Origin of the sequence: Streptomyces sp. Qhu_M48 (assembly GCF_051305195.1) — a bacterium.
Taxonomy (GTDB): Bacteria; Actinomycetota; Actinomycetes; order Streptomycetales; family Streptomycetaceae; genus Streptomyces.
Window position 1 is genome coordinate 3,035,866 of record NZ_CP195432.1, and the last position, 23,343, is coordinate 3,059,208.

General features: G+C 73.9%; 16 protein-coding genes. 12 read left to right on the forward strand and 4 right to left on the reverse strand.

From position 1 onward, the window contains the following. Position 1 precedes the first annotated feature (1 nt). Genes ACRRSS_RS14015 through ACRRSS_RS14060 form a run of 10 tightly spaced genes read left to right on the forward strand, consistent with a single transcriptional unit; the run spans position 2 to position 9,534 of the window. On the forward strand, positions 2-1,255 hold the full coding sequence (locus ACRRSS_RS14015) for an MCE family protein (RefSeq protein ID WP_435971534.1): 1,254 nt from the start codon (positions 2-4) through the stop codon (positions 1,253-1,255). Then, positions 1,252-2,307 (forward strand): MCE family protein, encoded by a 1,056-nt coding sequence (locus ACRRSS_RS14020; protein ID WP_351906020.1) that lies wholly within the window; start codon positions 1,252-1,254, stop codon positions 2,305-2,307. The genes ACRRSS_RS14015 and ACRRSS_RS14020 overlap by 4 nt, the downstream gene beginning before the upstream one ends. Further along, positions 2,304-3,350, forward strand: a complete 1,047-nt coding sequence (locus ACRRSS_RS14025) for an MCE family protein (RefSeq protein ID WP_435971535.1) — start codon at positions 2,304-2,306, stop codon at positions 3,348-3,350. The genes ACRRSS_RS14020 and ACRRSS_RS14025 overlap by 4 nt, the downstream gene beginning before the upstream one ends. Beyond that, positions 3,350-4,375: an MCE family protein gene (locus tag ACRRSS_RS14030; protein ID WP_435975326.1), complete on the forward strand. Its 1,026-nt coding sequence runs from the start codon at positions 3,350-3,352 to the stop codon at positions 4,373-4,375. Before ACRRSS_RS14025 ends, ACRRSS_RS14030 begins: the two co-directional genes overlap by 1 nt. Further along, positions 4,372-5,565, forward strand: a complete 1,194-nt coding sequence (locus tag ACRRSS_RS14035) for an MCE family protein (protein WP_435971536.1) — start codon at positions 4,372-4,374, stop codon at positions 5,563-5,565. The genes ACRRSS_RS14030 and ACRRSS_RS14035 overlap by 4 nt, the downstream gene beginning before the upstream one ends. Then, positions 5,562-6,836, forward strand: coding sequence for an MCE family protein (locus ACRRSS_RS14040; protein ID WP_435971537.1), 1,275 nt, complete (start codon positions 5,562-5,564; stop codon positions 6,834-6,836). The genes ACRRSS_RS14035 and ACRRSS_RS14040 overlap by 4 nt, the downstream gene beginning before the upstream one ends. After that, a complete protein-coding gene (locus ACRRSS_RS14045; protein WP_435971538.1) occupies positions 6,833-7,357 on the forward strand; it encodes a hypothetical protein in 525 nt (174 codons plus the stop codon). Before ACRRSS_RS14040 ends, ACRRSS_RS14045 begins: the two co-directional genes overlap by 4 nt. Then, entirely contained in the window at positions 7,354-8,073 is a 720-nt protein-coding gene (locus ACRRSS_RS14050; protein ID WP_435971539.1) for a hypothetical protein, read from the forward strand. Before ACRRSS_RS14045 ends, ACRRSS_RS14050 begins: the two co-directional genes overlap by 4 nt. A gap of 26 nt (positions 8,074-8,099) precedes the next feature. Further along, on the forward strand, positions 8,100-8,642 hold the full coding sequence (locus ACRRSS_RS14055) for a nuclear transport factor 2 family protein (protein WP_435971540.1): 543 nt from the start codon (positions 8,100-8,102) through the stop codon (positions 8,640-8,642). A 46-nt stretch (positions 8,643-8,688) separates the two neighbouring features. Continuing rightward, the gene (locus tag ACRRSS_RS14060; RefSeq protein WP_435971541.1) at positions 8,689-9,534 is read left to right on the forward strand and encodes a hypothetical protein; all 846 of its coding nucleotides are present in this window, start codon (positions 8,689-8,691) and stop codon (positions 9,532-9,534) included. Between the two features lie 128 nt (positions 9,535-9,662). Here the strand turns inward: ACRRSS_RS14060 and ACRRSS_RS14065 are convergent, their stop codons facing one another. Together ACRRSS_RS14065 and ACRRSS_RS14070 are read right to left on the reverse strand one after the other, a co-directional pair. Beyond that, positions 9,663-13,217 carry an NACHT domain-containing protein gene (locus ACRRSS_RS14065; protein WP_435971542.1) on the reverse strand — a complete coding sequence of 1,185 codons (3,555 nt, stop codon included), beginning with the start codon at positions 13,215-13,217 and terminating at the stop codon, positions 9,663-9,665. 209 nt (positions 13,218-13,426) lie between these two features. Continuing rightward, complete coding sequence (locus ACRRSS_RS14070; protein ID WP_435971543.1) at positions 13,427-13,912, reverse strand: hypothetical protein; 486 nt, start codon at positions 13,910-13,912, stop codon at positions 13,427-13,429. A gap of 213 nt (positions 13,913-14,125) precedes the next feature. Between ACRRSS_RS14070 and ACRRSS_RS14075 the strand changes: the two genes are divergently transcribed. Further along, on the forward strand, positions 14,126-16,129 hold the full coding sequence (locus tag ACRRSS_RS14075; protein ID WP_435971544.1) for a CASTOR/POLLUX-related putative ion channel: 2,004 nt from the start codon (positions 14,126-14,128) through the stop codon (positions 16,127-16,129). 103 nt (positions 16,130-16,232) lie between these two features. Further along, positions 16,233-16,577 carry a MerR family transcriptional regulator gene (locus ACRRSS_RS14080; protein WP_435971545.1) on the forward strand — a complete coding sequence of 115 codons (345 nt, stop codon included), beginning with the start codon at positions 16,233-16,235 and terminating at the stop codon, positions 16,575-16,577. 129 nt (positions 16,578-16,706) lie between these two features. On the opposite strand, the gene ACRRSS_RS14085 is transcribed toward ACRRSS_RS14080, so the two are convergent. Then, entirely contained in the window at positions 16,707-18,956 is a 2,250-nt protein-coding gene (locus tag ACRRSS_RS14085; RefSeq protein ID WP_435971546.1) for an alpha-N-acetylglucosaminidase, read from the reverse strand. 124 nt (positions 18,957-19,080) lie between these two features. After that, complete coding sequence (locus ACRRSS_RS14090; protein ID WP_435971547.1) at positions 19,081-23,337, reverse strand: molybdopterin-dependent oxidoreductase; 4,257 nt, start codon at positions 23,335-23,337, stop codon at positions 19,081-19,083. Positions 23,338-23,343: the final 6 nt, after the last annotated feature.

Here is a 23,343-nt window from a genome sequence, read left to right on the forward strand (position 1 = left end):
GATGAGCGACTCACGTGCCGAGACCCTCCGCCGCCGGTTCGCCGGCGTCGTCTTCCTGCTGGTGCCCGCCCTGCTCGCCTGGCTGGCGGTCGCCGTCTACGACAAGCGCTTCACCGAATCCGACCCGATCGTCGTCGAGACCGGCGACGTCGGCAACGAGATGCACCTCGGCGCCGAGGTGAAACTCCGCGGCGTCGTCATCGGCGAGGTCCGCGCCATCGACGCCGTCGACGGCGGAGCCCGGCTCACCCTCGCCATGCGGCCCGGAACCCTGAGCCACGTGCCCTCCGACGTACGCGCGCAGATGCTCCCCACGACGCTCTTCGGCGAACGGTTCGTGGCCCTCGTACCGCCCGGCAACCCCTCGGCGCGACCGCTGGACCCAGGAGCGGTCATCCCCGAGGACCGCTCCAGCAACGCCGTCGAACTCCAGCAGGTCCTGGACAACGTCCTGCCGCTGCTCACCGCGGTCCAGCCGCAGAAACTCTCGGCGACCCTGTCGGCCGTCTCCAGGGCCCTGGAGGGACGCGGCGACAAGCTCGGCGACACCCTCGCCCAACTCGACGCCCACCTGCGCGAGTTCAACCCCCAGCTGCCCGCCCTCACCCGCGACCTGAAAGAACTCGTGAAGGTCAGCCACCTCTACGCCGACGCCGCCCCCGACATCGTCACGGCGCTCACCGACTTCACCACCACCAGCGGCACCCTCGCCGAGAAGGAGGGCGAGCTCGCCGGCACCCTCGGCGTCACCACCCGGACCGCCCAGGACCTGACCGCCTTCCTGCGCCAGAACAAGAACAACATCATCCGGCTCAGCGCCGCCGGCAGGCCCACCCTGGAACTGCTCGCCGAGTACTCCCCGTCCTTCCCCTGCACCCTGCGCACCCTCGCCCAGTTCGTGCCGGCCATGGACAAGGCGCTCGGCAAGGGCACCAACCAGCCCGGACTGCACGTCGACGTCACCACCGTCCCCTCGCGCGGCGCGTACGTCCCCGGCCGGGACACCCCCTCGTACGGCTCCGGCGGCGGCCCCCGCTGCCACCCCGTGCCCTACCTCGGCCTCCCGGCCGCACCCGCGGCCCGGGCGTCCGCCGCGGCCGACCAGAGCCTCGGCCCCGCCAACTCCCCGCAGGAGAACGACCTCGTCAACGAACTCCTCGCCCCCACCGCGCAGAAGCGGCCCGGCGACCTGCCGGACTGGAGCAGCCTGCTCGCCGGACCCGCCTTCCGCGGCGCGGAGGTGACCCTCCGATGACGACCCGACCCACCCACACGCGACGGCGCGGCCTGACCGGGACACTCCTGAAGTCCCTCGCGTTCGTCCTGGTCACGGCCCTCGCCACCACCGTGCTCGGCTTCAGCATCGCCAACACCGGCGTCGGCTCCGCCACCCGCGCGTACAAGGCCCTGTTCACCGACGTCACCGGGCTCGTCGAAGGCGACTCCGTGCGCATCGCGGGCGTCCAGGTGGGCGAGGTGACCGACGTCCGCGTCGTCGACCGGCGCACCGCCCAGGTCACCTTCTCGGTCCGCGAGGACCGCACCCTGCCCCGGTCGGCGACCGCCGCCGTCAAGTACCTCAACATGGTCGGACAGCGGTACGTCTCCCTGGACCGGGGCAGCGGGGACCTGGCGGGCACGCTGGGGGAGGGGGAGACCATCCCGCTGGAGCGCACCACCCCCGCACTCGACCTGACGCTGCTGTTCAACGGGTTCAAGCCGCTGTTCGAGGGCCTCTCACCCGCCGACGTCAACGACCTCGCCGGATCGCTCGTGCAGGTCCTCCAGGGCGAGAGCGGAACCGTCGACAGCCTCGTCCGGCACATCGGCTCCCTCACGAAGACCGTGGCCGCCAAGGACCAGGTCATCGGCCAGGTCGTCACCCACCTCAACACCGTCCTGACGACCCTCAACAACCGCGAGGCCGCCTTCGGCGACCTCGTCGTCACCCTCCAGAAGCTCGTCACCGGCTTCAACACCGACCGCAAGCCCCTCGGCGAGGCCGTCAAGGCCATGGGCGACCTCACCACGACCACCGCCGGCCTCTTCCACGACGGCCGCGCCCCCCTCAAGAAGGACATCCGCGAACTGGGCAGGCTCTCGGGCACCCTCGGCGACCACACGCCCCTCATCGAGCGGTTCCTCGCCCGCACCCCCGCCAAGATGACCGCCATCGCCCGCCTCTCCTCGTACGGATCGTGGTTCAACCTCTACCTCTGCGAGGCGCGCGTGAGCGGCGTGGGAACCTCCGACGGCTCCAAGCCGCCGACCGGCATCGCCGTGACCGAACCGAGGTGCCGCGGATGAGCCCGCACGGCCGGATCAAGCCGGTCAAGGAACGCAACCCCGTCGTCGTCGCCGTCGCCGGACTGCTCGTCCTCGCCCTGGCCGCCGTCCTGGTCTACAACGTGGAGCGGCTCCCCCTCGTCGGCGACGGCACCGCCTACAGCGCCGACTTCTCCGAGGCCGCCGGACTCGACGCCGGCGACGAGGTGCGCATCGCCGGGGTCAAGGTCGGCAAGGTCACCGACGTCGCCCTCGACGGTGCCAAGGTCAAGGTGACGTTCGAGGTCGGCGACGCCTGGGTCGGCGACCGGTCGACCGCCGCCATCGCCGTCAAGACCCTCCTCGGCGAGAAGTACCTGGCGGTCGACCCGCTCGGCTCCGCCCGGCAGCACCCCGGGACCCGCATCCCGCAGTCCCGCACCACCTCCCCGTACGACGTGACCCAGGCCTTCCAGGACCTCAGCGGCACCGTCGACGCCATCGACACCGAGAAGCTCGCCGAGAGCTTCGAGACGATCTCCGACACCTTCAAGAACTCACCGCCGCACGTACGGAACGCCGCCACCGGCCTCTCCGAACTGTCCAGATCCGTCTCCAAGCGCGACACCGAACTCGCCAGGCTCCTGGCGAACAGCAAGAAGTTCACCAAGACCCTGGAGACCAAGAAGTCCAGCTTCGAGACGCTCATCGAGGACGGCGGCTCACTCCTGGGCGAGCTGCGCAAACGCCGCGACGCCATTCGCGCCCTCCTCAAGGGCAGCCGGGAGCTCGGCACCGAACTCAGCGGCCTCGTCGGCGACAACGACCGGCAGCTCGGCCCCACCCTCAAGGCCCTCAGCCGCGTCACCGGCGTCCTGGAGAAGAACAGCGGCCAGCTCGACAAGACGCTCGCGCTCATCGGCCCGTACTACCGGCTCGTCGGCAACACCCTCGGCAGCGGCCGCTGGTTCGACAGCTACCTGTGCGGCGTGGTGCCCCGCACCTATCTGCCCGAAGCGTCGCAGCCCACCACCGGATGCCTGCCGCCGAAACAGACGGCGACGGCCAAGGGGAGCGGTGAATGATGACCAAGCCCAAAAAACCCCTCGTCGCCGGGCTCACCCTCGTGCTGCTCGCCGCCTGCGGTGTCGTCGCCGTACGCGCCCTCGACCCCGGCGGCATCAGCGTCACCGCCTACTTCGACCGGGCCGTCGGCATCTACGCCGGATCCGACCTGCGCGTCCTCGGGGTACGGGTCGGAGAGGTGGAGTCCGTCGAACCCCAGGGCACCCGCGTACGCGTCGGACTCCGCCTCGACGAGGGCGTCCGCGTCCCCGCGGACGCCCGGGCCCTCGTCGTCGCCCCGAGCATCGTGGCCGACCGGTACGTGCAGCTCAGCCCCGCCTACACCACGGGACCCGCCCTCGGCGAAGGCGCCCGACTGCCCGCCTCCCGCAACCGCGTGCCCGTCGAGATCGACCAGCTCTACGCCTCGATCACCGACCTCAGCAGGGCCCTCGGACCGAACGGCGCCAACTCCACGGGAGCCCTCTCCGAACTCCTCGACACCGGGGCCGCGAACCTCAAGGGCAACGGCGCCGCCATCGGCACCTCCATCGAACAGTTCGGCAAGGCCGCCAAGACCCTCGACGGCAGCGGCGACGACCTGTTCACCACCCTCCGCCAGCTCCAGACCTTCACCACCATGCTCAAGAACAAGGACGGCGACGTCCGCACCGCCCAGGAACGCCTGGACGAGGTCGTCGGCTACTTCGCCGAGAACAAGGAAGACCTCGCCGGGGCCCTCAAGGAACTCGGCAAGGCCCTCGCCCAGGTCAAGACCTTCATCAAGGACAACCGCGGGGAACTCAAGAAGAACGTCGACCGCCTCGTCCCCCTCACCCAGACCCTCGTCGACCAGCGCGCCTCCCTCGCCGAGGCCCTCGACGTCGCCCCGCTCGCCGCCGGCAACCTCGTCAACGCGTACAACAAGGACACCCGCACCCTCGACGGCCGCGCCAACCTCAACGAGATCAGCATGGGCGGACCCCTGCTCCCGCTGCCGGTGACCGGCAGCGCCGCCACGAGCACCGGAGAGGAGAAACGATGAGAGACGGCACCCTGCCCTCCCGCAAGGCGGCCGGAGCCGCCGCCGTCGGAGTCGTCGCCCTCGGCCTGGGCCTCGTCGTGATCCTCGGCGCGGTCCCCGCCAACCCCGTCCGGTTCGACGGCATCGAAGACCTGCCCCTGCCCGGCGGCGCCGACCTCGGCCCCCACCCGTACACGGTCACCGCCGAACTCGACGACGTCCTCAGCCTCGTGCCGCAGTCCGCGGTCAAGGTCAACGACGTCGCCGTCGGCCGCGTCACCGCCATCGAACTGAACCCCGGCAACTGGTCCGCCCGCGTCACCCTGAAGATCAACGGCGCCGTCCGGCTGCCCGCCGACGCCGGCGCCCGCCTCGAACAGTCCAGCCTCCTCGGCGAGAAGTACATCCAGCTCGTCGCCCCGCGCCAGGACAGCGGCGGACGGCTCACCGACGGCAGCGTCATCCCGCTCGCCCGCACCAGCCGCAACACGGAGGTCGAAGAGGTCTTCGGCGCGCTCTCCCTGCTGCTCAACGGCGGCGGCGTCAACCAGCTCAAGACCATCACCCGCGAACTCAACGCGGCCCTCGGCGGCCGCGAACCCGAGGTCCGCTCGATGCTCAGGCGCGTGAACACCCTGGTGACCACCCTGGACGCGCACCGCGGCGACATCACCCGCGCCCTCGACGGCGTCAACCGGCTCTCCGCCACCCTCGCCGGCCGCGAGAAGGACGTCGACACCGTCCTCACCGGCCTCTCGCCCGGCCTGAAGACGCTGGAGAACCAGCGGGGCTCCCTGCTCACCATGCTGCGCGCCCTGGACACCCTGTCCGGCGTCGCCGTCTCCACCATCGACGCCGGCAAGAAGGACATGGTCGCCGACCTCAAGGCCCTCGCGCCGACCCTCAAGGCCCTCGCGGACGCCGGCGCCGACCTGCCCGAATCGCTCCAGGTGCTGCTCACGTACCCCTTCACCGACGAGGTGATGCGCGGCATCAGGGGCGACTACCTCAACACCTACCTGCACCTCGCCGCCGCCCCGGGAACCGAGGTGATCCCGGCGCTGATCCCGAGGACCGAGGAACCCACCCCCGCCCCGACGACACCGGCCCCGGCCGACCGCCGGCCGGCGCAGGGCACCTCCCAGGGCCCGCGGACGGCGCTGCCGCTGCCCCCGGCCACCGCACCGAAGGACGGAGGCGACACCCGGTGATCACCCGCACCGTACGGCTGAAGAACATCGCGTTCCTCGTCATCGCCGTGCTCGTCCTCGGCTTCGTCGGCATCCGCTACGCCGACCTCGGCCGCCATGTCGGCGTCGCCGACCACTACACCGTCCGGGTCCATCTCGCCCGTACGGGAGGCCTGTTCACCCACTCCGACGTCACCTACCGGGGCGTGTCCGTGGGACGCGTCGGAGACATCGGACTCACCGCCGACGGAGTCGTGGCCGAACTGCGCATCAAGAAGTCCGCCCCCCGGATCCCCGCCGACGCGCGGGCCGTGGTCGCCGGCCTCTCCGCCGTCGGCGAGCAGTACATCGACCTGCGCCCCGAGAGCGACGACGGCCCCTTCCTCGCCGACGGCGCCCGCATCGAACAGAACGACACCCAGGTCCCGGCACCCGTCACCGACGTGCTCGCCGGCATGAACGACCTCACCGACTCCGTACCACTGGAGTCCCTGCGCACGGTCGTCGACGAACTCGGCAAGGCCTTCGAAGGACACGGCGACGACCTCCAGGTCCTCCTCGACAACGGCAGCAGGTTCGTCCAGGCCGCCGACAGCTCGCTCCCCGCCACCACCCGGCTCATCCACGACGGGGAGGTCGTCCTGCGCACCCAGGCCGACGAGAGCCGCGCCATCCGCGGCTTCGCCACCGGCGCGCGCGACCTCGCCGCCACCCTCAAGGGCTCCGACGCCGACCTCCGCCGCCTCCTGGCCGTCACACCCGACGCCGCCGGGCAGGTCAGCGGCCTCCTGCGCGACCTCGACCCGAGCCTGAGCGTCGTCCTCGCCAACCTCCTCACCACCGCCGAGGTCGCCGTCACCCGACAGCGCGGCACCGAGGAACTGCTGGTGAAGGTCCCGGCGGCCGTCTCGGCCGGAGCCACCGCCGTCGACGGAGGACGCGTGAACATGGGTATGGCCGTCACCTTCTTCAAGCCGCTGCCCTGCACCTCCGGTTACGGCGCGACCCGCTACCGCAACGGGCTCGACCTGGGGACCGCGCCCGCCCTCAACACCGGCGCCTCCTGCACCGGTTCCGCCGCCGCCGGGGTCAACGTCCGCGGCTCCGCACAGGCCCCCAGGAGCGGCGGCGTGCCGGTCCCGGCCCGGCCCGGCTCCCTGCCCTCCGGCACCGCCCGCACCACGACGGGCTCGCCTGTGTCCCTGCCCGGCGCGCTCGCGCTGCCCGGCCAGGGCGGCGGGCCGACGGACATGGCCGGTCTCCTCGGCCTGAACACCGGGAGCACCCGATGAGGCGGGCGAAGGCCCTCGGCATAGGCGCCCTCGTCGCCGCCCTCGGCTTCTGCGGCACCGGCGCGTGGACCTACGCGCAGGCCCGCACCGACGAGGAACTCGCCTTCGGCCGTGAACGGGACACGGCGCTCGCCGCGGGCCGGCACGGCCTCACCGTCCTGAACACCTTCGACGCCTCGACCCGCGAGCGCGCCGAAGCGGGCATCCGGGCCTGGCGCGACGCCTCCACCGGGCCGCTCCGCGCCGAACTGGGTTCCACCGAACCCGCGGTGGGGGCCTCGGCGCGCGCCACGGTCACCGAGGCCGCCCTCACCGCGCTCGACACCCGAGCCGGTACGGCGAAACTCATCGCGACCGTCCGCGTCGACGTCACCCCCCGTGGAGCCGCCGCCGCGACCACCGACCGCAAGCGCCTGGAGGCCGTCCTGAACCGCACCGGCGAGGACACCTGGAGGGTCGCCGCGCTCAGCGCGGTGCCCGTCGTCGAGGCGCGGGAGAGCGGGGAGGGCGGGGACGAGTGACGAGACTCCTGCGCAGGGCGACCGGTCGCCGACCCGAGGCCGACCCGGGGGAGAGGCCGGAGCCCGTCCGCGACGACCTGCCGGAACCGGCCGGGGACGTGGCCGGGGAACCGCCCGAGGAGAGGGCCGGGGACGCGTCCGGGGGCGCGTTCAGGGAGGCTGCCGGGGACGTGGCCGACGGGACGGGGGACACCGGCGACGGCGGGGGCCGAGGCTCTGTCCGGTGGCGGAGGGCCGCCCTCCCGGGGGCCGTCGCCCTCCTGCTCCTCGGCGGCGGCGCGTTCTTCTACGGCGCGCACGAGCTCCGGTCCACCCCCTCGGCCCGCAACCACGCGCTCACCGACACCGCGACCACCAGCCGCGTCAGCGGCGACGTCGGCGAAGGCCTCGCCCGGATCTTCTCCTACGCGCCCACCAGCGCGGACGCCGCCGAACGTTCCGCCAGGACCGTGCTGTCCGGACGCGCCGCCCGGCAGTACGACGACCTGTTCGCCCAGGTCCGGGCGAGTCTGACCGAGCAGCGCATCACCCTCAGCACCCAGGCCGTCCGCACCGGGGTGATCGAGCTGGACGGGAACGAGGCGCGCCTCCTGGTGTTCCTCGACCAGACCTCGCGGCGGGACGAGGGCGCCGCCACGTCCGCCGCGGCCCAGCTCACCGTCACCGCGACGTTCCAGGGCGAGCGGTGGCTGATCGTCGACATCAAGGCCCGCTGACGATGAGCGGGAGACGGGAGCACCCCATGACACGCACGGTCCGCAGCCCGGCGGGCATCCGGCCGGCCCTGGCCGTGGCCCTCGTGCTCACCCTCGTCGCGGGCGGTTTCGCGGCTTGGGCGGGCCGGGCCTGGTACGCCGCGGCCCACGACGACTCCGCCGCGTACGCCGTGCAACGCGACCGGGCGCTCGCGGCGGGGGAGCAGGCCGTGCAGAACCTCAACACGCTCGACCACCGGCGGGTGGACCAGGGGCTCGACCTGTGGGAGACCTCCACGACCGGCGAGCTGAACAAGCAACTCGTCGACGGACGGAAGGAGTTCACCAGCCAGGTGAGGACGGCGAAGACCGTGACGACGGCCCGGGTGCTCTCCGGCGCCGTCACGGAACTCGACGACCGGGCGGGGCGGGCCCGGGTGCTCGTCGCCCTGCGCATCACGGTGACGACGCCCGACAGCAAGAGCACGGACAAGGACAGTCGCATGCTGGGCGAACTCACCCGCACCGACGGCCAGTGGAAGCTCAGTGGTCTGGGGCAGGCCCCCGTGGGCGGCACGGCGACCGGTTGACCGGGCCGTACCGCGAGAGCCGCCAGCACCCGAAAGGACACGCACGATGCCGACGCCCCGCCACCACCTCAACCGCCAGCGCCGCCGCCAGGCCCTCGCCGAGCAGCCGGTCTCCGGCACCGCCGTGTCCGGGGACGCCGACGCCCGGCCGTCCGGCGGCGGCAGGTCCCGTACGTCCACGGGTCTCCTGACCGAACCCGCCCCCCGGACCCGGCAGCGACCGGCGGTGAAGCCCGCGCGAGGACCGGCCGGAACGCCGGAGCGCGAGGCACCGGGTGAGGCACCGGGTGAGGACAACGGCAGCGGGTCGGAAACCCGGGCCACCGGGGACGGGGCACGGCGGCGTCACGTCGTTCCCCTCGTGGTCCTGTGCGTTCTGACCCTGCTGCTCGGCGGCTTCGCCGGGTGGGCGTCCAGCCGCGCGGGAGAGCTGCGGGACGAGCCCGCGCGCGGCAACACGGCCCTCACCGACCTCGCCCGTACCAGCGAGATCAAGGGGCAGACGGCCGCGGCCGTCGCCGCGCTCTTCTCGTACGACCACGCCGACACCGCCCCCTTCGAACGGGCCGGGAAGACCCTCCTCACCGGCAAGGCCGTCGCTCAGCACCGGACGCTCCTCGGCGGGGTGCTCGCCCAGGCGGCCCGGCAGAAGACGGTGATCACCACGACGGTCACCGACAGCGCGGTCGAGCGGATCGACGGCGACCGGGCCCGGGTCCTCGTCTACGCCGACCAGAGCAGCGTGAGCACGGCCGGGACCGGCGGGACCGGCGGCGCGCAGAAGCCGAAGGCCCAGGACCAAGGCGTCTACGCGGGCGCCATGTTCGCCGTGGACGTCGTGCACCGGGACGGACGCTGGCTCGTCGAGAACATCGACACCTTCGGCCGCTGAGCCGCTGAGCCGCGACCCCGGCGGGACGCCCTCTCGGTACCCGACGGGGCTGTGGCCGACACGGTCGCCTCCGGCACCACCGGTACCGTCCTCGTGACGGAGAACCTCCTGCCGCCGCTGGTTCGGGTTCAGCGGGGGCTCGCCGACTGGGCCCAGAGGTCGTTGAGGATCTTGTCGGCGAGGTCCTGGTACCGCGGCGGGGAGCTCACCCGCAGCCAGAGGAGCACCTCGATCGGTTCGGGCTCGCCCTCGCTCTCCCGGTACGTGGCCGCGGCGGTCCAGCCGAGGTACGCGGAGCCCGGGGAGCGGTCGTGGTCGACGGCGCCGCGGTGGTCCCAGTCGGCCACGGGCCTGCCCGCACGCCGCTCCGTGAAGGCTTGTCGTTCGGCGGTCGAGCAGGATGTGCCGCAGTTCGCGAAGAGGAGGTCCATGCGGAAGCCGGCCGCGCGGCCGTGGGTCGCCGTGCAGGTGAGCCCGCCGCCGATGCCCGCCTCCCCGGTGGCCTCCGGGAGGTCGCACCGTGCTTCGCGCGGCACGCGCACGGCCACCAGTCCGTCGAGCGTCTCGATGCGCGCGGGTTCGCCCTCCTCCCAGACCGCGCCCGCGAGCCGGGCGGTCCGCTTCGCGTCGAAGAGCCCGAAGCGCGACTCCTCGGAGATCTGGCCGGACGGGACGCGCGTGAGGGGTTCTCCGCCCGGGACGGGCGCGGCGGACAGGCCGTAGGCGCGGCGGACTCGGTCGAGGACCTCGCGGCCGAGCGTCTCCGCCGCACGCAGGGCCTGGCGTTCGGTGCCGAACTCCACCGCCACGTCCACGGCCACCACCACGTTCGCGATGCGGGCGCGGACCCAGCCGACGGGGACGTCCTGATCGGCCCGCGCCGCCAGGGAGTCGGGCGACGAGGCCCACTCCGTACCGGCGACGAGCGACCAGTCGACGCCCGCGCTCCGGATCCGGGCATCGAGGAGTCCGGGCCGTCGCACCTCCTCCTCCGCGCGCTCCGCGCTACTCGCCGTTCCCGCGCCGGAGGCGAGGGCCACGGTCAACGTGACCTCGCTGTCCGGCCGGACCGCGGACTGCTCCGTCACCACGCAGGAGCTGCGCGCGTGCGCGCGCCGGTCCCCGTACTGCGGCTGCCGGAATCCGTCCTCGAGGAAGTGCAGGGCGTCGGAGAAGATGTCGGTACGCGGCCGCCCGCCCGCCGCCGGGTGCTCCATGAGGGGGCGGACGGAGCCGAGCGGGAGCAGGTCGCAGGCCGGCGCGAGGGTGCGGAGCGGCCCCATGGCCCCCGGGGCCGTGAACACCGCCCCGGCCAGCGTGACCAGGGCGGTCACACCCGCCAGCAGGGGGAGCGCTCCGACGAGCAGCCGCCGCGTCCGGCCCGTACGGCGCACCGGCTCCTCGGGGTCCTCCCGGTCCGTTCCCTCGGCGAGGCAGCGCTGCAGTTCGATGTGGCGGAACCGGTAGACGCCGCCGGTCTGCCGCAGCACGCCACGGCGGTGCGCGTCCTCCAGGAACCCGATGAGCCGGCGGGGGAGGCGTCCGGTGGCGGCGAACCACCAGCGCGCCACCGTGTAGCGGCCCCACGCCGACATGGCGCAGTTCCACAGCCACCACCACAGGGCCAGCGCCCCGTACACGGCCGCCCAGCGCCCGGCGGTGACGGCGTCCTCCCCGCGTCCCAGGCCCCAGAGCAGAAGGGTGCCGACGACCGGGACGAGCACCGCCTTGTGCGCGAACAGCGGGGAGGGGGCGACGGGAAAGGAGAGGGGTGCCAGGGCCAGCGCGGTGCGGCGGTCCTCGCGCAGCAGGGTGACGGGATCGCTCGCCCGGAGGTCGGCCGGGCGGCGGACGACGGCGAGTGCGCGGGTGATCGCCGCGACGGGGAGGATCAACAGGAAGGTGGCGAAGAGGACGGCGACGCCGTTGCCGGACACGACGGCCCGGATCCAGACCGCGAGCGCGCCCGCCGGAAGCAGTACGGAGAGGACGGCCCCCACCGGCCGGTGCCGCAGGGCGTGGAGCACGGCGTCGCGGGGTGAGCGCAGGCGCTGCGGGGGACGGACCAGGCTCCGGTGCTCGGCGATCCAGTCGAGCGCCCCGGCGCACACCGCTGCCACCAGGACGAGGAGACCCGCCCGGAGGCCGAGGCCGGGGACGACCGCCTGTCCGGCCGCGGGCAGCGACGCGGCGGTGACCGTCACCGCGAGGAGCAGCGCCAGCGGAAGGGAGACGCACAGGGTGCGGAAGGTCCACGGCACCTCCTCTCCGAGGCGCCACCAGGCGATGTCCTGGCCCGGACCGCGGGCCAGCCGGGCCAGGTACCGGCGGGCACGGTCGGCGGACAACCGGTCGCGGCGGCCCGGTACGCCCGCCGGGTCCGGCTGGTAGGAGGCGTCGACGAAGGCGTTCAGCAGATGCCGTTCGACCGCGTCCCGGGTGGTGAGGTCGCGCCGGTCCAGGAGGTCGTCGGGGCGGGCGCGGGTGTCGCTGTACGCGGCGCGGGCGAGGGAGACCATCAGCGGGGTGCGCAGGACGTCGCGCAGGTTCCGGGCCGCGTCGCCGCCCGCGCCGTCGGGGGCTGTCAGCCGGTCCAGGAGCCGGTCCCACTTCGTGGTGGAGTCGCCCTGCTCGCGACTGGTGCGCGGCAGGTAGGCGCGCAGGTCGGTCATGTCCAGGGGCAGCAGCCGGACGGCCGCCGCCCCCGGCAGACGCAGACCCGTGGCCTCCACCGCGTCGGTGAACGCGGCGGTGCGGCTGGTGAGGACGAAGCGGCCCTCGGGCAGCAGGCTGCCGCACAGCTCTTCCAAAGCCTTCGCCCGCGCCGTGGAGGGGAGTTCGTCGAAACCGTCCAGGACGGGCAGGACACGTCCGGAGGTGATCAGGTGGTGGGCGACGGTGCGGGCCGAGGCGTGGGAACCGTCCCCGGCCAGGATGCCGGAGTGCGTCTGGGCCAGCCGTCCGGCCGCCCACCACCACAGCGGTGTGCCGTCCCGCGGGTCCCAGGACGAGATCGGGAGCACGACGGGCACCGGATCGCCCTCCCCGCGCCCTGCCAGCAGACGGGCGGCCAGGTGGAGGACGAGGACCGACTTCCCGGCCCCCGCGTCGCCGAGGACCACGAGTCGCCCGTGGCTCAGACCCCCGTACAGCCGGACGATGTCGGAGAAGGAGCCGTCGAGCCGGGGCGCCTCCTGCCCGGGGCCCACGAGGTTCACCGCGTGGTCGCCGATGCCGCGCGGGGCCGCCGTCCAGCGCACCGGCAGCGGACCGGGATCGTGCACGCGGACGCCTGCCTCCTCCCGCGCGTACTGCTCCGCGAGGGTGCGCGCCAACGACGAGGCGGCCCGGCGCAGCTCCCCGGCCGACGGGGACCCGGGTCGGCGCCGCCCGCGGCCCCGAACGAGGACGACGGCGATCACGACACCCAGGACGAGACTCGCCGCTGCGGCCCACCGGTCCCCGGTCTGCGAGCCCAGCCGGGCGCCGTCCCAGGCCAGACCGGCGGCGATCAGGACGCCCACGAGGACGGCGGACGCGGGCGCGGCCCGCTCCGAGCGTGAGGGAGCGGCCTGCTGATAGACGATGTCGCCGGTCCGGTAGGCGTGCACCACCACGTCGGGTCCGCCCCCGTCCGTCCGGGGGACGTGGAGGTGGACCTGCTCGGCGCTGCCGAACGCCACACCGCCGTGGTCGGCGCGGACGGTGAAACCCTCACGGTCCGCCGGGTGTCCGGCGGTACGGGACGGGTGTGCGTCGGCGCGGCGGGGCGGACGCGCCTCGCGGTCCGTGGTGCGGGAGGAAGGCGCGTCGCCGTCGCCGTCGTCGCCGTCGTCGCCGTCGTCGCCGGTGTCGTCGGCGGCGCGTGGGGGGCCTGTGTCAGCCGGTCCGTTCAGCCCTGGGTCGGATCCGGCGCGGGAGGGCCGGAGACGGTCACGTCCCCGTGCGCGATGCCGAACGCGACCGACCCCCGGTCCGCCTGGATCCGCAGGTCCCCCTGTACGGCGATCCCGCCCCCGCCCTCCGCGCCCCCGCCGCGCGGGCCGTGCCGCCGCAGCAGCTCCCGCAGGGCGTCCGCCGCGTGGTTCCGTTCCTCCTCCGGCAGCTGTTCGAGCAGGTCCTCGATGCGGGACTGCCACACCGCGTCGTGCCGGGCGCGCACGCGTTCCGCGCTCGCCCCGCCGTCGTCCCGCGCGGCCGCGAGCTCCGCCGCGGTGCGGTCCAGCCGTTCCAGCTCCGCCTGTCGGCGTTGCCCGTCACCCCGGCCGAACCACTGCGCCACCGCCTGCCGGAGACCGGCCCACGCGTCCGTGCCCGCGGCCTGCACCACGGCGACGCCGCCCGCACCGGCGAGCGCCACCAGCGCCTGTTCCAGCATTCCCGCCCGCCCTCCCCGTGTCCGGTCGATCAGGCCCGTACGGTAACGCGTGACTCCGGGACCCCGCAGGCCGTCTGACGCCCCGCCAGGGAGATCCGCGTCACCCCGTACGTCTGACCGATCCGCCGCCCCGCTCTCCGCCGGCTGAGCACGAAGGGATGAATATGCCGCGATGGCGTCCCGGCGGCCGGGGCGAGGCGCCACGCTGCCGACGTGCGCAAACAAGGCAACACGGCCGTTCCCGCCCAGCGGAGCGCCGCACCGGGACCCGGGACCGACCGGGCCGTGGTGCCGCCCGCCCCCCGCGGCCCGGGCAGGCGGACCGGGTCCGTCGAGGCGCGTCTCCGCTACTGGTTCGACACCACGCTGACCCGGGGGACGCCCGCCCTCGTCGGCTGGCTCGCCCTCGCCTGCCTCGCCCTCGTCGTCCCCGTGAGCGCCCTGCTCGTGTGGACCGACCAGCGCGCCCCCGCCACCCTGAGTTCGAGGATCGCCGCGGTGTGGCGCAACACCGGACAGACCCTGCGCCTGGGCGGCGAAGTCGGCCCGCCGCTCCGTGTCGTCCTGTCGGTCCTCCTCGCCCTCATCGCGCTCTTCTACGTCTCCACCCTGGTCAGCCTCATCACCACCGGCATCACCGACAAGCTGCTCGCCCTCGACCGGGGACACGCCCCCGTCCTGGAGAGCGGGCACACCGTCGTCCTCGGATGGTCGGAGCAGATCCCGACCGTCGTCACCGAACTCGTCGCCGCACACGCCCATCGGCGCCGCGGCGTCATCACGGTGCTCGCCGACCGGGCGAAGGCCGACATGGACGAGGAACTCCACGCCACCGTCGGCGCCACCGGACGCACCCGGCTCATCTGCCGCAGCGGCCGTCCCACCGACCCGGTCGCGCTCGCCCGGGTGAGCCCGACGACGGCGGACTGCGTCCTCGTCCTCCCCAGGGACAGCCCCCACGACGACGCCGAGGTCGTCAAGACGCTGCTCTCCCTCTCGGCGGCCGTGGGCGAGGAGCATCCGGTGCGGGTCGTCGCCGCCGTCCGCGACGACCGCTATCTCAGCGCCGCCCGGCTGGCCGGCGGCCCCCTGTCCACCGTCCTGGACATGGACGACATCGCCGCACGCCTGCTGGTCCAGTGCGCACGGCAACCCGGACTCTCCCTCGTCCACCAGGAGTTGCTGGACTTCGCCGGGCACGAGTTCCACACGCTCCGCGAACCCGGACTGATCGGTCTGACCTTCCACGAGGCCAACGCCGTCAGCCCGGTGTCGAGTCTCGTCGGCATCGTCCGCGAGGACGGCACCGTCGTCCTCAACCCACCCGGTCGCACACCGATCCTGGACGGCGACAGCCTGGTCGTGGTCGCCGAGGACGCCGGCACGACCCACTGGGCGGCCACACCCGCCCCGTACGACCCTACGGCGATCCTGCCCGCCCAGCCCGCGGCGTCCGCCCCGGCCGAACGCCTCCTCCTCCTGGGGTGGAACCGCAGGGCACCGCGGATCATCGAGCACCTGTCCCGGCGCACGCCCCCCGGCTCGGTCCTCGACGTGGTGGCCGAGCCGCGCACCGCGACGGTCTCCGGCATCCGGGCCGTCACCGAGGCCGTCGGCCACCGCCTGTCCGTACGCCATCATCCGGGCGACCCGACCCTGCGCGACACGACGGACGCCCTGGACCTCACCGGACACGACGCGGTGATCGTCCTCGGCCCCGACCCCCGTCCGGGTCACGACGACCCGGACGACCGGACCCTCGTGACCCTGCTCCACCTCCGGGCCCGGGAGCGGGAACGGGCAGGCGAGCGGATCCGGTCGGCGGGCGGGCGCGTGCCCGTCGTCACGGAGATGACCGACGACCGCAACCGGCTGATCGCCCCCCTCGCCCACGGGGCCGACTTCGTCGTCAGCGGCAGGCTGATCGGGCTGCTGATGACACAGATCTCCCAGAACCCCCGGCTGACCGCGGTGTTCGAGGAACTCTTCGCACCGGGAGGGGCCACCCTCCACCTCCGCCCGGTGGGCCGGTACATCACGACGGGCCGTGACGTCTCCTTCGCGACCGTCGTCGAATCGGCCGCCCGCCGAGGCGAGTGCGCCCTCGGCTACCGCGCGCACGGCTCCCCGCACGGCGTGAGCGTCAACCCTCCGAAGTCCCAGGTCCGGTCCTGGCATCCGGACGACCGGATCGTGGTCGTCGCGCCGGCGGAGTGACCGCCCGGCGCGTCCATGGCAGGCGCACGCGGAATACCCGCACACGCGGGGACGTTGGGGCCTGACATCGGTGCGAAGGTCGGTCTCGGAACGGACGGTAGGCATGCTGATCGGGGAGTTGTCCCGGCGCACGGGAGTCGGCGCGCGGCTGCTGCGGTACTACGAGGAGCAGGGCCTGCTCGAAGCCAGGCGCGGTCCGAACGGCTACCGCGTCTACGACGAGGAGTCGGTGGTCACCGTCCGGCAGATCCGCGTGCTCCTGGCCGCGGGCCTCACCACCGAGGTGATCCGCGCGGTCCTGCCGTGCGTGCACGGCGAACTCCCCGAGTTCGACTGGTGCGTCGACGTCCGGGCCGTCCTGGACCGGGAACTGGCGGCCGCCGAGGAGCGCATCGAGGACCTCCGCCGCAGCCACGACATGCTGGCCGGCCTCCTGGCGCGGCCCTGACACCGCGTCCGACGGCGGCGCGGTGCGGGCGTCCGTCGGCCCGGTCGGACGCGGTGCCCCCGTCGGCTCGGTCGGCTCCGCCGGGCGGAGACCGCGGGACGCCGGTCGACCGGTGGCGCCGTGCGCGCGTCAGGGGCGTACCCGCCAGGGGCGCGCCTGACCCGGCCCGGGGGAGCGGGCGGTGAGGAGGGAGTCGCGCACCTCGGTGGCCAGGGCCACGGGGTCGCCCGACGGCGTGACGGGGTAGGTGGTGCGCTGCCCGTTCCAGGCGCTCTCCCAGGCGTACCAGTCGATCGGGACGGGGGACTGTCCGGTGACGAGGGCCGTGTCGAGGGAGTCGAGGTACATCGTCCAGCGCACGGCGTAGAAGTCGGCCACGAGCCCGGACCACTCACGGTTGGCGTAGTCGTGCAGTCCGCCCGTGTCGCTGCCGGCGCGGTGACCCCAACTGGTCAGGATCGAGCGGGCGTCGAACTCGGCCGCGGCCCGCTCCGCCTCCGTCGCGCCCCAGGACCGCGCCTCCTCCAGCCAGGGCCCGAGGAGGAACCGCGTGTCGGTGGCGAGGAGCCGCTCCAGGAGCGCCAGGTCCTCCTTCCACTCGGCGGCCCGCGCACGGAAGACCGGCAGGTCCCCGGCGTCGTACGCGGCCTTGACCTGGGGGAGCAGGGTGCGGCTGCGGTTGGCCAGGGCCTGGCGGGCGACGTCGACGAGGTCGAACCGGTAGGCGTCGGTGCGCCGCAGCTCCGGCGCGACCCGCAGCAGTTCGGTCAGCGCCTGCCGCACGGTGGCGGCGTCGTAGCGCATCGACGGCGGACTCCACTTCGCCGACGTGACGGCCGTCAGCCGGGGACGCGCGGTGAAGAGGCTGTCCTGGGATTCGCTCCAGGTTCCCGACGGGGTGCTGTACGGGCCGGTGCGCAGCAGCTCCCACGCCGTGGCGGCGTGCGGGTCGGCCGCTCCGTACCGTCGTGCGGCGTAGTCGGCGAACCACGCCCGGTGGTCCAGGGGGCCGGTGCGCCAGGCCAGCTCGGTGAAGAGTTCGTACGCGACGGGGTTTCCGCCGGTGGCCTCCGGCAGGTACGCGATGCCCTGGAGGGCGCTGTCCGGCTTGCTGCGCCACGCGTCGAACCGGGTCGCCCACACCGCCGTGTTGGCACCGACGCTGGTGTGCCCGCCGAAGTTGGGGATGGTGCCGAACGCGTAGGGCGCCCCGTGCCAGGCGGCCTCCCGGTCGAGTCCGTCGTACCGGTCGGAGAGCCCGTCGACGATGAGCAGCCTGGACGCGCCGACCGCGTCGATGATCCGGGGCGACGGGTTGTTCTGCCAGCCGAGGAGGACCCAGGTGGCACCGGGGTGGGCCGTCTGCAGCGCGTCCATGACGGCCTTCCCGGCCGCCTCCAGGGGTACGTCGCCCGCCTGGCCGCCCTCGTGGAGCAGATCCATCTTGTACAGCGTCGACGCGCCGAACAGCCGGCGCTGGTGGCGGTAGAACGCCGCCGCGACCTCGCGGAAGACCGCGCTGCGCGGGTCGAGCCAGTCGGGTCGGTCGAAGCCGACCCACCGTCCCTGCGGGACCACCGGCCCGCCGGGGTTCCTGGCGGTGAAACCGGGCGGCACCGTGCCGAAGTAGCCGGGCAGCACCGGGACCATGCCGAGGCTCCGCAGCCGGTCGGCGATCCTGCGGCCGAGGGCGGCGCGCTGCCCGAGCAGCCGCCGGGACTCCGGCCCGGCGAAGCCCGACAGGTTCTGCATCAGCCACCACGGCTGGTGGGCCGGCCCCGGGATCCAGGCGCGCGTCTCCTCCTCGGAGTAGCCGAACTCCTGGAACGCCGCGTGGTAGACGGCGTCCGCGCCCATCTGCACGAACACCTCGTTGACCCCGCCGAGCGCGAGCAGATCGATCTGCCGCTCGTAGTCGGCCCAGGTGCGGTAGGCGCCGGAGTAGCCGTCGTCCGTGTCGTTGAGCGCGAACCGGTGCGGGACCGAGGCGTCCTTGCGGACCGGCACGGGGGCGGGCAGGGTCGCCGGGAGCATGGACGTGCTGGAACCGGGCCACCCGATGTCGACCCGGGCCGTGTGCTTCAGGTACCAGTTCACCCCGCCGAGGATCACGGCCGGGGTGGTGCCCTCGACCCGGACGCGGCCCGCGCCGCCGGAGAGGGTGAAGTAGTCGCCGGACGCGGGTCTGCTCACCTGGACGAGGGTGAACTGGGCGGCATGGGCCGGCAGCAGCCGCGCGAGGGCCGAGATCGCGGGGCCGGGCGCGGAGGCACGGGGGGCCGCGGTCGCGCCCGGGGGAGCGAACGGGCCTCCCAGCAGGGTGGCGGCGAGCGCCAGGACCGTCGCGTGGACACAGGCCCAGGATCTGAGGCTTCTCACGCCACCATCCTGAGCACCCGGCTCCACCGTGGCGGCTCCGCCGCAGTCGGCGGGCCGTGATTCACCGACTTGGCCCCAAGCACCGAGCCCCAAGCACCGAGCGCCGAGCGACGCCCCGGGGCCCTCAGTAGACGTCGCGGACGTAGCGCTTGTCGGCGGCCATCTGCCGGACGTACGCGGCGGCATCCTCCTCGCCCATGCGGCCGTGACGGGCGACGAGGTCGCGCAGGGCCCGGTCGACGTCCTTGGCCATACGGGCGGCGTCGCCGCAGACGGCGAAGTGGGCGCCGTCCCGGAGCCAGGACCAGAGGGCGGAGCCGTGTTCGCGCATGCGGTCCTGCACGTACACCTTGTTGCGCCGGTCGCGGGAGAAGGCGGTGTCGAGCCGGTCGAGGTGACCGGACGCCAGGTGTTCCGCCAGCTCCTCCCGGTAGTAGAAGTCGGTGGCCTCGCGCTGCTCGCCGAAGAACAGCCAGTTCCGTCCGGAGTGCCCGCGTGCCCGCCGGTCCTCCAGGAAGCCCACGAACGGGGCCACGCCGGTCCCCGGCCCGACCATGATCAGGGGCGTGCCGGGATCGGCGGGCGGGCGGAAGTGCGGGGAGCGCTGGACGAAGACCTGGACGGGGCCGTCGTCGGCGTGGTCGGCGAGGTGGGCGGAGCACACTCCGGTGCGGTCCCGGCCCCGGTCGTTGGTGTAGCGCACGACGGAGACGGTGAGGCGGACCTCGCCCGGGTGGGCGAGCGGGCTGGAGGAGATCGAGTAGAGGCGCGGCTGCAGGCGCTTGAGGACACCGGCCCATTCGGCGGCGGTGGCGCGCACGGGGAAGGCGCCGATCAGGTCGGCCCCCTGGAGTCCCCAGCTCCACTTGGCGAGTTCGTCCTTGTTGCCGGGCCGCAGGAGCCGTCGCAGGTCATGGCTCCCGGTGCGCTCGGCCACGAACCTGAGCAGGTCCGGTGTGATGCGGGTGATGTCGAGACGGGTGCGCAGCGCCTCGGCCAGGGGGAGGGAGCCGGAGTCGTCGGCCACGACGGGTTCGGCGGCGTCGAGTCCCGTGAGGGCGAGCCACTCGGCGACCAGGTCGGTGCTGTTGGCCGGCCACACGCCGAGGGCGTCGCCCGCCGCGTAGGAGAGCGCGCCGTCACGGGTGTCGAAGGCGAACCGGCGCACCTCCTTCTGGGAGCCGGGCAGGCTCAGCAGCCGGTTGCCGACGAGGAGCGTGGTGAACGGCGACGCCTTCGTGTACGCGGCGGGGTGCGCCGGGCCGGACGCGGCGGCGGTGACGGCCGCTGCGGGCGTCCGCGCCGGGGCCGCCGCCACCGTCGCGGGGGCGGGCGCCGGGACGGGGGCGGCGAGCAGGGGGAGGAGCGCCGTCAGCCAGGCCTCGGAGCCGGCGTCGTGGTCGGGTTCGCAGTCGGTACGGGGATGGAGACGGGTGGCACCGAGCTCGGCGAGGCGCCCGTCCAGGCGGCGGCCGTGGCCGCAGAAGTCGTCGTAGCTGGAGTCGCCGAGGGCCAGCACGGAGAAGCGCACGCCTTCCAGGCGCGGGGCGTCGGGGGAGCTCAGCGCCTGCCAGAAGGCCGCCCCGTTGTCCGGGGCGTCGCCGTCCCCGAAGGTGCTGGTCACCACCAGCAGATCGGCTTCGGGGCCGATCCGCGTCACGTCGGCGGACTCCATCGGGAGGAGCACCGGACTGTACCCGGCCTCGCCGAGGCGGCCGGCGGCGGTGGCGGCGACCTCCTCGGCGTTGCCGGTCTGGGAGGCCCAGAGGACCAGCAGGCGGCGCGCGCGCTCCGCGCCCCGCGCCTCCGGTCCGGACGCCGGGTCCGCCGGGACGGGGGGTGCCGTGCGCCCGGGCGCCGGGGCGTCGGCCCGCGCGTACGTTCCGGCGAGGACCCCGTCGACCCAGAGGCCGTGGTCCGGTGCGAAGGGGGCGGAGGCCGGCAGCACCGGGACGCGGCCGTCGGCGGGCGCGGTGGCGAGGCCGGTGAGGAATCCCGCGAGATAGCGGCGTTCGGACGCCGTGAACGGTGGCGGGACGAGGTCCGCGACGCCGAACAGGGCGGCGAGCGCGGGCGCCGGGCCGCTCGACGGTGTGGGAAGGGCGGCGGGCGGCGACGCGGTGGGGACCTCCGCGTCCGCCGGGGGACGCCGGTCCTGGCGTACGCGGGGGACCGGGGCGGTCGTCCTCGCGAGCGCCACCGCGCACGCCTTGAAGCCCGGTTGGAAGGAGAGCGGATCGACGGCGTCGTGGGTGACGGCGTTGACGCTGAGGTACTCGCCGAACAGGTCGTTCCAGTGGAAGGGGGCGAAGCAGTCGCCCGGCCGGACCCGGTCGGTCACCACGGCGGGCAGGACGGCGCGGCCGCGGCGCGAGGCGATCTCCAGGTGGTCGCCCTCGGTGACGCCGAGGGACCGGGCGTCCTCCGGGTGGATCTCGACGAAGGGACCGGGGTCCAGCTTGGCGAGTCGGGCGACCTTGCCGGTCCTGGTCAGGGTGTGCCACTGGTGCTGGAGGCGCCCGGTGTTGAGGACGAACGGGTAGTCGTCGTCCGGCAGTTCGGCCGGCGGGAGGTGCGGGCGGCCGAAGAACCGGGCGCGTCCGCCGGGCGTCGGGAAGACCAGCCGGGGGCGGCTGCCGTCCTCGCGTTCCAGCAGGGTCTGGCTGACACCGTCGTTGACGTAGCGGACCGGGTTGCGGTCGGGGCCGTCGACGGTGGGAGCGGGCCACTGGACGGGGGTGGCACGCAGCCGCTCGTACGTCACGCCGCGCAGGTCCCACCCGGTCTGCGGGTTCCACGCCCGCCTCAGCTCCTCGAACACCTCCTCCGACGAGGCGTACGTGAAGGAGTCGGCGAAGCCCATCTCGCAGGCGACCCGGGCGATGAGCCGCCAGTCCGGCAGGGCCTGGCCGGGCGGGTCGACGACGCCCCGGACGAGGGTGAGGTTGCGCTCCGAGTTGACCATGACGCCGTCGGACTCCGCCCACAGCGTCGCGGGGAGCACGACATCGGCGTAGGCGTTGGTCTCCGTCTCGGCGAACACATCCTGGGTGACGACGAGTTCGGCCGCCTCCAGGGCGGCGATGACGGTCTTGCGGTTGGCGACCGAGGCGACGGGGTTGGTGCAGATGATCCAGCACGCCTTGATGTCCCCGGCCGCCATCCGCTCGAACATGTCCACCGTGCCGCGGCCGACGTCGGTGCGGAGCGATCCCTCGGGGATGTTCCACAGCTCCTCGGTGAACGCCCGGTCGGCGTCGACGAGCACCGAGCGCTGGCCGGGGAGTCCCGGGCCCATGTACCCCATCTCGCGACCGCCCATGGCGTTGGGCTGGCCGGTCAGGGAGAAGGGACCCGCCCCCGGACGGCAGAGGGCCCCGGTGGCGAGGTGGAGGTTGACCAGCGCGTTGGTGTTCCAGGTGCCGTGGACCGACTGGTTCAGGCCCATGGTCCAGCAGCTCATCCACGCGCCCGCCTCGCCGATCCACCGCGCCGCCCGCCGGATGTCGGCCTCGGCGAGCCCCGTGACCGCGGCGACCCGGTCGGGCGGGTAGTCGGCGAGGAAGGCCGGCATCGCCTCCCAGCCCTCCGTGAACTCGGCCACGAACTCCTCGTCGACGTGTCCGTTCTCGACGAGCAGGTGCAGCAGGCCGTTGAGGAGGGCGAGGTCCGTGCCGGGCTTGATCCGCAGGAAGAGGTCGGCCTTGTCGGCGGTGGCGTTGCGCCGCGGATCGACGACGATCAGCTTCGCCCCCGCCGACCGCACCCGGTCCATCATGCGGAGGAAGAGGATCGGGTGACAGTCCGCCATGTTGGCACCGATGACGAGGAACGCGTCGGCGTGGTCGAAGTCCTGGTACGAGCCGGGCGGGCCGTCCGCGCCCAGGGACAGCTTGTAGCCGGAGCCGGCGGACGCCATGCACAGCCGGGAGTTCGACTCGATGTGCCGCGTGCGCACGAACCCCTTGGCCAGCTTGTTCGCCAGGTACTGCGCCTCCAGCGACATCTGCCCCGACACGTAGAACGACAGCGCGTCCGGCCCGTGCTCGTCCAGGATCGCGCGCAGCCGGCCCGCCACCGCCGTGACCGCCTCGTCGACGTCCGTCGCGGCGGGCTCAACCGCGCGCTCCGTCCGGACGAGCGCGGTGCGGGCCCGCCCGGTGGCCGCCATCATGTCGGCACTGGTGGAGCCCTTCGTGCACAGACGGCCGCGGTTCGCCGGATGGGCCTTGTCCCCGGAGGCCTTCAGGGCCCGCCGCAGGCCGGTCGCCGGGTCGCGCGCCACGTCGAGGACGATTCCGCAGCCGACCCCGCAGTACGAGCAGACCGTCCGGACCCCCTCGGTCCGTGCGGCCTCGGTCCGCGAGTCCGAAGACGCCACCTGGAC

What these genes read in the sequence shown, in the direction of transcription:
- ACRRSS_RS14035 (WP_435971536.1), top strand. Translation starts at nt 4,372, where the DNA reads ATGAGAGACGGCACCCTGCCCTCCCGCAAGGCGGCCGGAGCCGCCGCC.
- ACRRSS_RS14060 (WP_435971541.1), top strand. Translation starts at nt 8,689, where the DNA reads ATGCCGACGCCCCGCCACCACCTCAACCGCCAGCGCCGCCGCCAGGCC.
- ACRRSS_RS14070 (WP_435971543.1), bottom strand. Translation starts at nt 13,912, where the DNA reads ATGCTGGAACAGGCGCTGGTGGCGCTCGCCGGTGCGGGCGGCGTCGCC.
- ACRRSS_RS14045 (WP_435971538.1), top strand. Translation starts at nt 6,833, where the DNA reads ATGAGGCGGGCGAAGGCCCTCGGCATAGGCGCCCTCGTCGCCGCCCTC.
- ACRRSS_RS14015 (WP_435971534.1), top strand. Translation starts at nt 2, where the DNA reads ATGAGCGACTCACGTGCCGAGACCCTCCGCCGCCGGTTCGCCGGCGTC.
- ACRRSS_RS14030 (WP_435975326.1), top strand. Translation starts at nt 3,350, where the DNA reads ATGACCAAGCCCAAAAAACCCCTCGTCGCCGGGCTCACCCTCGTGCTG.
- ACRRSS_RS14080 (WP_435971545.1), top strand. Translation starts at nt 16,233, where the DNA reads ATGCTGATCGGGGAGTTGTCCCGGCGCACGGGAGTCGGCGCGCGGCTG.
- ACRRSS_RS14055 (WP_435971540.1), top strand. Translation starts at nt 8,100, where the DNA reads ATGACACGCACGGTCCGCAGCCCGGCGGGCATCCGGCCGGCCCTGGCC.
- ACRRSS_RS14025 (WP_435971535.1), top strand. Translation starts at nt 2,304, where the DNA reads ATGAGCCCGCACGGCCGGATCAAGCCGGTCAAGGAACGCAACCCCGTC.
- ACRRSS_RS14020 (WP_351906020.1), top strand. Translation starts at nt 1,252, where the DNA reads ATGACGACCCGACCCACCCACACGCGACGGCGCGGCCTGACCGGGACA.